Raw genomic sequence first — 10,834 nt, 5'->3', positions numbered from 1 at the left:
GATTTCAGACATTTTTACAGTGATGCCTACCGTGTTGCTGCAAATATAGCGCTGGACTGGGAATGGTTCCGCAAGGATCACTGGCAGATCGAACAATCCAATCGGATTCAATCCTTCTTCAGTGATATTGAAATGTCCGATTATCGTCGTTATACAATAGAAGGTGAACCTTTCGACGAACCTTCACTGCATCCTGTAGGTTTGCTGGCTACCAATGCCATGGCTTCACTGGCTGCGGACGGTCCACATGCTGACACATTCGTTCGCAAGTTCTGGAACACACCTCTGCGTCAAGGAGAGCGACGTTATTACGACAATTGCCTGTATTTTTTCAGCATGCTCGCTCTATGCGGAAGATATCGCATGTACTAAACTAAGGGAATGTGCACGAGCCGTTGAACCTGCCCTGTGAACATTTGGCTTGCAGGACAGGTCCAATCACTGAATTTTAAGAAGGATGCAATGATATTACGATTTAATCTATATCAATAAAAAACGTTCCCGGCTCGCATATGTTGACTGCGAACCGGGAACGTTTGGTTGTACAAATACAGGCAGTAACTTTTCCCGCTCTGTAGATTCAGATACTTTAATTATTTGGAAACAGAAGAAGTATCATAGGAAGACTGCATAATCTCCAGATATCGATTAATGTTCAATCCCTCCAGGCCTTTCACATATTCATCCCAATCCTTATCCAGACTTTTGGCGCCAGTAATAAATTGCAGGGCGTTCTGATCGATGTAATCCTTGAGATTGGTCTGCATCATGCTGGCTTCATCAGCTTGGGACGGATCTACCCACAATGCCCAATGAGGGAAAATCTCTTTCGGTTCCTTGCCCTCCATTAACAATGTCGCCTCATAGAGACGTCGCTCACCACCATCATTGGCATAGATGTCTGTCCCCTGTACTTCGGAGTCCCGATATGCCTGATAATGATTGTACTGACTCAAGGCAGCCCAACTGTCATTACGAGGTTCTTCTCCAGAAGGAAGCGGAATGGCTTTATATAACGGCTCAATCTGATCATTGAGCGCCACTTCTCCTTCTTGTGGTTTGCGCCAGCTTACGCCCTCTTCTCCCAGATATGATGCCATGGTTCCTTCCTGGGTATAGAGATAATCCAGCAGTTTTATGGCCGCGATCTGTGTTTCCTCACTGGCTTTGTTTGTCAGTACAAAAGACGCTCCGGGATCAATCGGATAGTTGTACGTAGCATAAGCAGCATGGGGTCCCTTCAATGGAGGGATGGGATTGTAATCATTCCCATAAGGAGAACCTTCGGCAGTGGTTACGAATAATGATGGATGCATCGCTGCTCCCGCACCGAGAAGCTGTGCATCAGCGTTATCTCCAATTTTTTTGAAGGCCCCGACGTTTTGGGTAAATGCCCCTGGATCAATCAACCCTTCATCGTACAGGGATTTAATATAGGCAAGCCCTTCTTTCCACTCCGGTTTGTTCACTACGGTCTCCACTTTCCCCTGATTGACAATGAGATAATTCCGATCGTCGTCATAGATAAAACCGTTCATCAAGTACGGAATAATGTGCACTCCGAAATTTTCAGTCGAACCGCTTAGCGGTACTTCGTCGGCTTTGCCGTTCCCGTTCGGGTCTTTCGTTTTAAATGCCCGAAGCATTTCCTTAAATTCTTCTGTCGTCGTGGGTTCGGTCAGGCCCAGTTGTTCCATCCATTTGGTGTTGACCCACATCTTGTTCGGGTATGAACAGTGAAAACATTCATTCAGACCCGTCAGACCATAGATATTTCCGTCAGGAGCAGTGTTCATGGCCCGATAATAGTCATTGCTTTCAAGCACTTTTTTAATATTGGGAGCATGCTCCTCAATCAGATCATTCAGCGGCAAAATAACCCCCTGCTGACCAAACTTCAACAAGTCTGTCTGGGAGAAACGATCTACCCAAGGGATGAGCAGATACAAGTCCGGATAATCACCGGAAGCCAGTGAAATCTGTCTTTTCTCCGCTGCACCGTCGAATGGAACCGTAGTCCAGTTGAACTGAATATCAAACTTCTCTTCCATTTTCTTCGTGAATTTATTAGTGGACAGGTTGGTATCCGAACCCTGGTGGGCAAACACATTAATGGCCGTCTTGCCTGACGGATCGCTGCCTTCCCCATTGCCCTTATCAGAACTTGAACATCCGGCAAGTACCAACGAGGTAAACAGCATACAGGCAAGAATGATGAATCCCGCTTTTTTCAATATAATCCTCTCCTTCATGAATAATAGAAAAAATGAACTTATCCTTTGACTGAGCCAATCAGCATGCCTTGCACGAAATACCGTTGAACAAAAGGATAGATGATTAGCACCGGCAAGCTGGCCATCACAATTAACGAGTACTTCATGAGTTCAGCCATTTGCTGCTGTTTGATCATTTCCGATGCATCCATGCTCCCCGTACTGCTGTTCAGAATAAGAATACTGCGCAATATCAGCTGTAGCGGATAGAGCGACTGTGATTTCAGGTAGATGAGGGCATCAAAGTATGCATTCCACTGACCGACAGCGTACATAAGTGACAACACGGCGATAATCGGTTTGGCGAGTGGCAGGATAATACTGAAGATAAACCGGATGTCACTGCAGCCATCGATGTCTGCTGCTTCGGACAATTCTTCCGGTATCGAATTCTGAAAAAAGGTGCGGGCAATGATGACTTGCCATACCCAGACGGCATTGGGGATCAGCAACGCCCAGCGGGTATCAATCAGTCCCATGGTTTTGACCACCAGATAGGTAGGGATCAAACCGCCTGAGAACAACATGGTGAAGGTAATAAACATCATTAATGAGCTGCGGCCAACAAACGTTTTTTTGGATAATGGATAAGCAATCATAATGGTCAGTGCCACGCTGATGAAGGTGCCGCAGGCTGTATAAAAAAGGGAATTGGCATAACCGGTAAGGACTTGATCATTCCGCAATACAGACTTGTAACCGTCAAACGTCAGGTCAATGGGCCACAACCAGACTTTTCCCGAGGAGACGGCAGCAGGGCTGCTGAGCGAAGAACTCACAATATATATCAAGGGATACAGCACGGCAATCAGCACCACTGTCAACATGAAGTAAACAACCGTTATAAATACGCGGTCTCCCCAGGATTCACGAATCGTACTGCTGCTCTTGATCCGCGAACGACCTGCATTTGTCTGTGTGTTAGGCATGGGTTGATTCTCCTCCTTTCGCTCCCGTTACCATAAGCTTGTATTGGACAGTCGCTTGGCGACCGCGTTTACAATTAATAGCAGAATCAGGTTAATCACCGAGTTGAACAGGCCAACCGCAGTAGCGAAGCTGTAATTGGCATTCAGCAATCCTATTTTATAGACATACGTGGAGATGATCTCCGAAGCAGACAGGTTGAGCGGATTTTGCAGCAAATATATTTTTTCGAACCCAACAGCCATGATATTCCCTACACTCAGGATCAGAATGATGACGGCTGCCGGAAGTAGTCCAGGCAGATCAACATTGATGATTTTCTGTATTCGGTTGGCTCCATCCACTTTGGCGGCTTCATACAGGGATGGATCAACACCTGCCAGAGCAGCCAGATATATCACAGCGGAGTACCCCATTCCCTGCCACACATCGGAGAATACGTAGATGGATCGAAACAGTCCAGGCTCACCGAGAAAATTCACTGCTTCGAAACCAAGGGCGCCTGCAATCGTGTTGACAATACCCAGCCTAGGAGACAGAAAGAGCATAATGATGGAGACCATAACAACGGTAGAGATGAAATATGGAGCATACGTCACCATTTGTACTGTTTTTTTGAATCGTATGTTTTTGATTTCGTTCAGCGCGAGCGCCAGTAATATAGGAATCGGGAAGCCAACGATCAGGCTGTAAAACGAAATGTAGAGCGTGTTCTTGATCAGCATGACAAACGCCGGATTTTTGAAAAGTAATTCGAAATACTTGGTTCCGGCCCACGGACTGCCCCAGATCCCCTTGATGACGTTGTAATCTTTAAATGCCAGGACCGCATTCACCATAGGTACATACTTGAAAATAATAAAGTAAGCAATCGGTGGCAGGATCAGTAGATATAGCTGCCAATGTCGCCTCCAGCTTCTGGATAATGCTTGCTTCAAGGCAAACGGTTTACTTGGTTTCTCCACGGACTTTGATTCACTGGTCATTGTGGTTCTCAGAATCATCCCCCCATTCTTGGCTCCAAATCGTGGTGAACTTCAGCTCAACTTGGTAGCGCTTACTTTTTGAGTAATCATAAGATTGCGCTGGGCATGCGTAAAGGTACAGTTACGCTGAGAAAGTACAAATAGCGAATATAGTTCCCGAGAAACAGCCTACATTAACCGCTATGAACGTCCATTTTCCGAAATACACTCGGAGAAATACCGCGTACCCGCTTGAAAGCTCGGCGGAATGAATGTGCACTATTATACCCGGTGGCCTCCGCTATCTCGTCAATGGTCTGACCGGTGGAGTGCAACAAGTTCGAGGCAGCATCGATGCGTACCCGTTCTACATAATCGGAAAGATTCTCTCCCGTATGTTCTTTGAATAGTTGGGATATAAACTTCTCGGACTTGCTCATGTGCTCGGCAATCCGATAGATCGTCAAGTTTGCATCCCCATAATGTTGTTGGATAAAACAAATCATTTCGCTTACAGTATCCGCATGTGCTCCTGCTCTTCTTCTCTGGAAATCACCGCAGATGTCTTCCGTTAACCGTTTGAACTTTGCCCGCAGCGAAGTAATCGTTTCTGTCATCTGAATGGATGTCACCCGGGTTTTATATTCCTCCAGCAGGGAGGCATCCAACTTGAATTTGGGTTCGTCCAGCTTCAGAAAAGTCCCCTTCAGCTCCATGATGAACTGCTGTGTCATCTCGTAGGACAGTTCCCGCTCCTCTAAATTACGAAGAAACAATTGCTCCAGAATACGTACCGCCTCTTCAGGCTCCCCGACTTTGATTGTGTTCAGCAGGCGCTGTTCAGACTCAATCGGATAATAGAACATTTCATTTTCCTTCATCGTATCTTCAAATCTCACCAGATGATCTGTTCCCATATGAATGGCATAATCCAGAGCTTGTTTGGCTTCGTCAAAGGAACGCCCTGCATCATTCCAGACCTCGTATGCTGCACCTGTGCCAATTGTTGTGGATATCCGATGCTCCCGGTAGATCACTTCCATCAAGGTGTTCAGCTCTTTTTCACATCTCCCTATAGCTTCATTCAGTGAGTTCTCATCCAATGGACAGGCAAAAGCGATCTGGTCTGTTCCCCAATCCGTGATCAGCAGCTGCGCATTCCACTCTGTAAGTACCTGTTTGATGAGCAGCCTTGCGACACCCAGTTCATGGATCGTTTCTTCACTGTCCGGATTGGCATATCCGTTTACCTTCACTAAGCCTGCCAAGCCCTTGCTGCTATGAAGAGAAATGTGCGCCTGGGATGAGATAACCTCCAACTCAAGTGAGGTATAGACTTCTCCCGTTAACAAACGTTTGATAAAACCGTCTCTCAATAACGGAATCTGCTCATTCATGGCGTTTTTAAGTGAGTCATTATTAGCAATGAGATTGTTAATATGGCTTGCCAAAAAATCATATTCATTGCCCCGTCTGCCTGGGGAATCGGTGACTTGTTCCCGAAAAGAGGCCAACAATCTGTAAACGGGTGCACTATTCCGATAGGCGAGAACCAGCCCGAATAACAGTCCCAAGGCAATGGTTGCCAAAGTAAAGACCAGCGTGACTTGTTTGATTTGGTCCGCTTTTGTCATGAGTGCTTTCTCCGGAATCCCCGCCATGTAATTCCATCCATTTTGACTGGACTGCATCGATATCAGCAGCCGACCATCACTTCCAGGCTGTACATTCTGCACGTTCAGCTCCGTTTCCGCAGCGTTATCTTCTCTCTGGCGACTCTGTGCCATTTGCTCGGCTTCGGCTTGTTCAATGCCATGGGAGAAAATGATCTGTCCTTCCGCATCAGTGACGAGAGTCCAGCCGCCATATTGATCCACAATATTTTGAGTAAGGCTGGCCATCTGATCCTGATCAATCATGACACCAATCGTCGCTTGCGGTTTGTTGAAGCTGTTCAAAGGCAGAGATTGCAGAAAAGTAATGGCGGGAACGTCTGCAAGCACAGTGCCAAGTATTTCACGTTTATAGTTTCGAAGCGGTATGATTTCATTAAAGTGTGGTTGTTTGAGAATTTGGTCATGCCATTGTTCAAACGACATACCGTCCAGCTGATTGGCAGCATAATAATGCTCTGGACGATAATACACAGTTCTTGGTGTGATGATGGCATTGTAGTTCGGAATGTGAATGAAGAAATGGGACAAGTAATCATTGGTACTGCTGTACATGGAGAGGCTCCGCTGCATACGGTTCATACCGTAGACATTGTAGAGATCATGCGGCTTTGGGCCAGCAATTAAATTTTGCAAATCGGGATTGACGGCAAGCTGCCTGGTAAAGGCTTCAACTTGAAGAAGGTTACGCTCAATGATCTCTTTCCCGAGACTCAGCGACTTCAAGCTGTTTTCAATGGAACTGGAACGGGCCGCTTCAATAGAAGCTCGGTAAGAGGCATATCCCGCAATTTGAGGAATCATCAGAATGACAAGATACGAAATGAGGAATCGGCGGAACACGGGTGAAAATTTGGACCATAGGAGCTGCATATGTACCCTCCCTTTTTTTATCGAGCGCTTACATTTCTCTGTGTTAAGGTAGCTGTTCAATGATACACCGGGCATTTCTTCCTGGTGAAGGTACAACTTCTTCCTTATGGTACATTTACATACTGTAGCGTACAATGCTTGCATGAAAATAATTGTTGGTCTGCGGGTTAGCGCACAAATATAGTTGTATTTTACCTTCGCATGACATCCATCACAAAGTATCAAAAATAAACGCAAAAAACCTCCCCAAGACATGGAATGACTTGAGGAGGTTTTTGTTTAATGTTGTGCTTATTAATTGCTAACGGCAACAAATTTCCATTGTTGGTTTGTAGCACCTGTGTAGGTGTTCTGCTGCAGCAAGGCTCCATCCGAAGTGGAAGCGTTTGCCACTTCAATCGCTTTATTGCTGTTCACGTTGATGATACTCCAGTACCCGTTACCAAGATCGTTGACCTTAAAATGCTGAGCGGTTGTGTTCAGATTGCTCATGAGTTGAACCGCTTCCCCATTGGTGATGGTACCGTTGCGAATATCGATGACTTTGTCCGGTGAGTTCACACTTGTCAGTGTATAGTTGCCGCTGCCGATCGAGGTCAGAACCCACTTCTGAGGGTTACCGCCCAGATCACTCCACTGCTGGAGCTGAAGATTATTTTCATTTTGACCACCAGGAACATCAACAACTTTGTTGGAATGCCGGGCTACGATTTTATAAGTTGCACCGGATACAAGACCCGTTGTCGGTCCGCCGCCTTGTCCACTGCCCGGGTAAGTCTGAGCACGTTCATGGTACCAGTTGAACAGGAATCGTCCCATGGCACTCCGTGAAGCATCTCCATCCCATTTCAGTCCAGCCGTTGGGTCGGCAAAGGAGCTTCGTGGTCCTTCACTTAGAATGAATCCGTTCATATGAGCTGCAATGCTGACATTACCTGATGCGTTGAAAATCGTTTTGGTATTGGTGCCAAAACCTTCATTGCTACCATTAAACAAGTTCCAATAGGCCGAATCGCCAGGTTTGTTTTTGAACCAGGTTACCTCGGTAATATTAATCGGATATTTGTCAGCAGCTGCCTTCACGTTGGTATTCCACTGGTCTTGCAGGATAGAGAAGTTGTCATATGCGCCATAACCAGGGTACCAGTGAACCGCATATCCATAGTTATTGAGCGGATCAGTCAATGGATGGCTTGCCGTCAAGCTGTAAAATTGGTTGTATCCCAGACCTGCCGCCCAGATGACGTTGTCCGCACCTTTGCTACGAATTGTTGAAATCATGGAATTTTGGAAATTACGCAAGTCATTCCAGTGATCCACAAAGTCATTTTCCCCGTTGTATCCACCCCAATGTCCATTGGCATAGGATTTCACCGGTTCGTTGATCAGTTCGAAGTGAACGTTGTCTGCACTTTTGATCTCCGGGCGTGAAGCGAGATAACCCCAGATTTCGTTGAATTTTTGCAGGTTGGCAGGTGTTGTTGCCTGATCATCCTTCAGTGTGAAGTCCAGTCCCAGGACAACATAGACACCTTTTGTTTTGGCATATTGAATGTACGGAATAATTACATTTTGCGTAACGGTCTGCACACCGGCAAAGTTATATGTACCAGCAGCCACATCTCCCATGTCCTGACGATCGATGAACAGACGCACCTGATTCATATTCCAGCCATGATTGCTTCCGTACTTCGCGCTGGTGTCAGCAAAAGTATCGGTAATGTCTTTCAGATAAGCCAGTGTAGCTGCATGACGGTTATTGCCGTGCAGATTGAGATAATAATTGCTGTCCTGATATGTCCAGTAGGCACCTGAGGGTTGATGCCAACCGTTCAGTAGCACAGGCTGGTTGTTGCTGTTCACCAGGTTTTTGCCGTTTACGTGCAGCTTGCCCATCGGCATGCCCACCCATGCTTCGGCACGGCTGCCTCCCCATGGAGCAATTGTGATCAATAAAGCCAGAATGAGTACAAGTTTACAAGATGTCATGAACTTCTTCACTTTAATTCCTCCTAATCTGATATATTGCCTTGCAATAATGCGAGGTAAGTTCCGTCAGAGTATCTCTGATCAAACAGATCGCTCAGGGTCGGCGCCCGCTCCCGCAGCCCGTTCCACACCAGCAGGGGGATCCTGCGCAGGGAAGGATCCCCCTGCTGTGAGCAGACGTTCATGAGATCGTTACATGCCCCCTTTTCACAGATGGAATGTTGCATGAAGTTCCTCCTCCCTCTTCCAGTCTGATCCCACTCCAAACGTACAGAAGAACTTAACTTAACCGACGATTCCCGTACGCTCTACACTCTCTACGAAATATCGTTGCACAAACAAATAGATGATGATCAAAGGCAGAATGGCAAGAAGAATTCCTGTATCCTGGATCATACTCAGATAGAACGGATCGGCTTGGGAAGCTGCACCGTCAGTAACCTGCTGGGCCAGATTATACGGAAGGGACGATAACTGAGTCGACATGACTTTACTTGAAGTCAGATAAGTCGTCGTATAAAAGCTGTCGTTCCACTGCCATACGAAGGAAAACAGCATGACTGTTACCATGGACGGAATGGCATTGGGCAGCATGATTCTTGAAAATGTTCGTCCGATGCCCGCGCCGTCCACATAGGCCGCCTCCTCCACTTCCTTCGGAATACCTCTGAAGAATTGCCGGAAGATAAAGATGTACAAACCGGCTTTAAGTGAATTGGCCGTAATTGCCGTCAGAATAAACGGCCAATAGGTATTAAGCAAATTAACAGGTTTGCCGGCTATAAGCGTCATAAGCCCCATCAGGTCAAAGCTTTTCAGATTCAGGTATACCGGAATGAGAATGGTCGTTGGCGGTACAAGAATCGTTAGAATTACACCAGCAAACAGCCAGTTGCTTCCCCTGAATTTCAGTCTGGCGAATCCGTATCCTGCAAGTGCACAGGATGCTGTAGTCAGCAGTGTAGTCGTTGCAGACAGGGCAAACGTATTAAACAGCGTTGCCCAGTAATCCATTACGCGTATCGCCTCTTTGAAATTGTCGATGGAGAAGTTCTGTGGAATCCACACCACCACTGCCGAATACAGATCACCTTTAGCTTTGATGGATGTGGAAACCTTCTGAAATATGGGAAACAGGATAACGAAGGAAAGCCCGGTAATCAGAACGAATCGGATCATGGCCCACAGCCAGCCTTTCCAATGCTCCAGCGATAATAATCGTGATGTTGTCACGTGGGACACCCTCCTTTCTAATCTTGATAGAAGACTCGCTTCGAGAAAATGATGTTTACGATAACCAGAATGATGGCAATGGCCAGAAAGTAGACCCATGCCATGGCAGAACTTAATCCAAAGTCAAATTTGACGAAGCCGGTATCCCGGATCAGTTCCGTCATGGCGTTATTGGCAAACGAATCAATGATTGTATAGATCGCATTGACAAAAATAAGCGGGCTGACCATTGGGAACGTAATTTTCCAAAAGGCTTCATAACCCGTTGCCCCTTCCATCTTCGAAGCCTCATACAGTTGAGGGGAAATCGTCTGGATCCCTGCCAAAAAGATCAAAATCTGTACACCGGATTGACTGACGATCTGATAGATCCGATCTACGGCGCTACTCAGATACGTAACGATCCAATCGCTCACTCCGGCGTTAACCATCAGATTTTCGAGTTCAAATGTCCCGAGTGAGCTTCCACCTGTGCTACTCTGATTAACCGCTTCAATCAGGCTGGTGCTCTCCAGTGTCATAATCACTCCCGATGCCAGAATAACGGGCAGGAAAAAGATCGACCGCGCAACAGCCCGGCCCCTGAACTTCTGATTCAGGATGACGGCAAGGAACAGACTGAATATAACGATAAGCGGTACGTTGATGAGCACGTCTGTGATCGCCTCAATTAACGCACGGTTAAAGCTTGTATTGACGGTCAGCGCCTGAATATAATTGGCAACACCGTTGAACTGAATTGCTATGCCTTCCGCGTTAGCCTGAATTGTACTCATGCTGTATCGCAGAGAGGCTAACAGCGGAATGAAGAAAAACAACACAAAACCAATGAGCCAGGGAAGCACGTAGATTACGCCCCACATGGCTTTCTGCTGAGCATACGTACGACTTCCCCATTTCC

8 protein-coding genes and 1 pseudogene are annotated in these 10,834 nt (G+C 46.5%); 1 reads left to right on the top strand and 8 read right to left on the bottom strand.

Annotation, left to right across the window (positions count from 1 at the left end):
- Window positions 1-372 (top strand): annotated as a pseudogene (locus C161_RS32575) (glycosyl hydrolase family 8); the annotation flags it as partial.
- Window positions 373-593: 221 nt separating this feature from the next.
- Here C161_RS32575 and C161_RS14945 read toward each other — a convergent pair.
- The 8 genes from C161_RS14945 to C161_RS14910 form a co-directional block, all read right to left on the bottom strand.
- Window positions 594-2,252, bottom strand: a complete 1,659-nt coding sequence (locus C161_RS14945; RefSeq protein WP_100526248.1) for an ABC transporter substrate-binding protein — start codon at window positions 2,250-2,252, stop codon at window positions 594-596.
- Between the two features lie 20 nt (window positions 2,253-2,272).
- Window positions 2,273-3,202: a carbohydrate ABC transporter permease gene (locus C161_RS14940; protein ID WP_036615892.1), complete on the bottom strand. Its 930-nt coding sequence runs from the start codon at window positions 3,200-3,202 to the stop codon at window positions 2,273-2,275.
- Window positions 3,203-3,229: 27 nt separating this feature from the next.
- The gene (locus C161_RS14935; RefSeq protein ID WP_036671100.1) at window positions 3,230-4,084 is read right to left on the bottom strand and encodes an ABC transporter permease; all 855 of its coding nucleotides are present in this window, start codon (window positions 4,082-4,084) and stop codon (window positions 3,230-3,232) included.
- Window positions 4,085-4,359: 275 nt separating this feature from the next.
- Window positions 4,360-6,711: a helix-turn-helix domain-containing protein gene (locus tag C161_RS14930; protein WP_036670956.1), complete on the bottom strand. Its 2,352-nt coding sequence runs from the start codon at window positions 6,709-6,711 to the stop codon at window positions 4,360-4,362.
- Between the two features lie 294 nt (window positions 6,712-7,005).
- Complete coding sequence (locus tag C161_RS14925) at window positions 7,006-8,712, bottom strand: RICIN domain-containing protein (RefSeq protein WP_036670954.1); 1,707 nt, start codon at window positions 8,710-8,712, stop codon at window positions 7,006-7,008.
- 11 nt (window positions 8,713-8,723) lie between these two features.
- A complete protein-coding gene (locus C161_RS14920) occupies window positions 8,724-8,927 on the bottom strand; it encodes a hypothetical protein (RefSeq protein ID WP_036670952.1) in 204 nt (67 codons plus the stop codon).
- Between the two features lie 58 nt (window positions 8,928-8,985).
- A complete protein-coding gene (locus tag C161_RS14915; RefSeq protein ID WP_036615897.1) occupies window positions 8,986-9,933 on the bottom strand; it encodes a carbohydrate ABC transporter permease in 948 nt (315 codons plus the stop codon).
- A gap of 17 nt (window positions 9,934-9,950) precedes the next feature.
- Entirely contained in the window at window positions 9,951-10,796 is an 846-nt protein-coding gene (locus tag C161_RS14910; RefSeq protein ID WP_082219083.1) for a carbohydrate ABC transporter permease, read from the bottom strand.
- Window positions 10,797-10,834: the final 38 nt, after the last annotated feature.

Source organism: Paenibacillus sp. FSL R5-192, assembly GCF_000517845.1.
Lineage (GTDB): Bacteria > Bacillota > Bacilli > Paenibacillales > Paenibacillaceae > Paenibacillus > Paenibacillus amylolyticus.
This window is presented reverse-complemented; position numbering and strand designations above follow the sequence as displayed.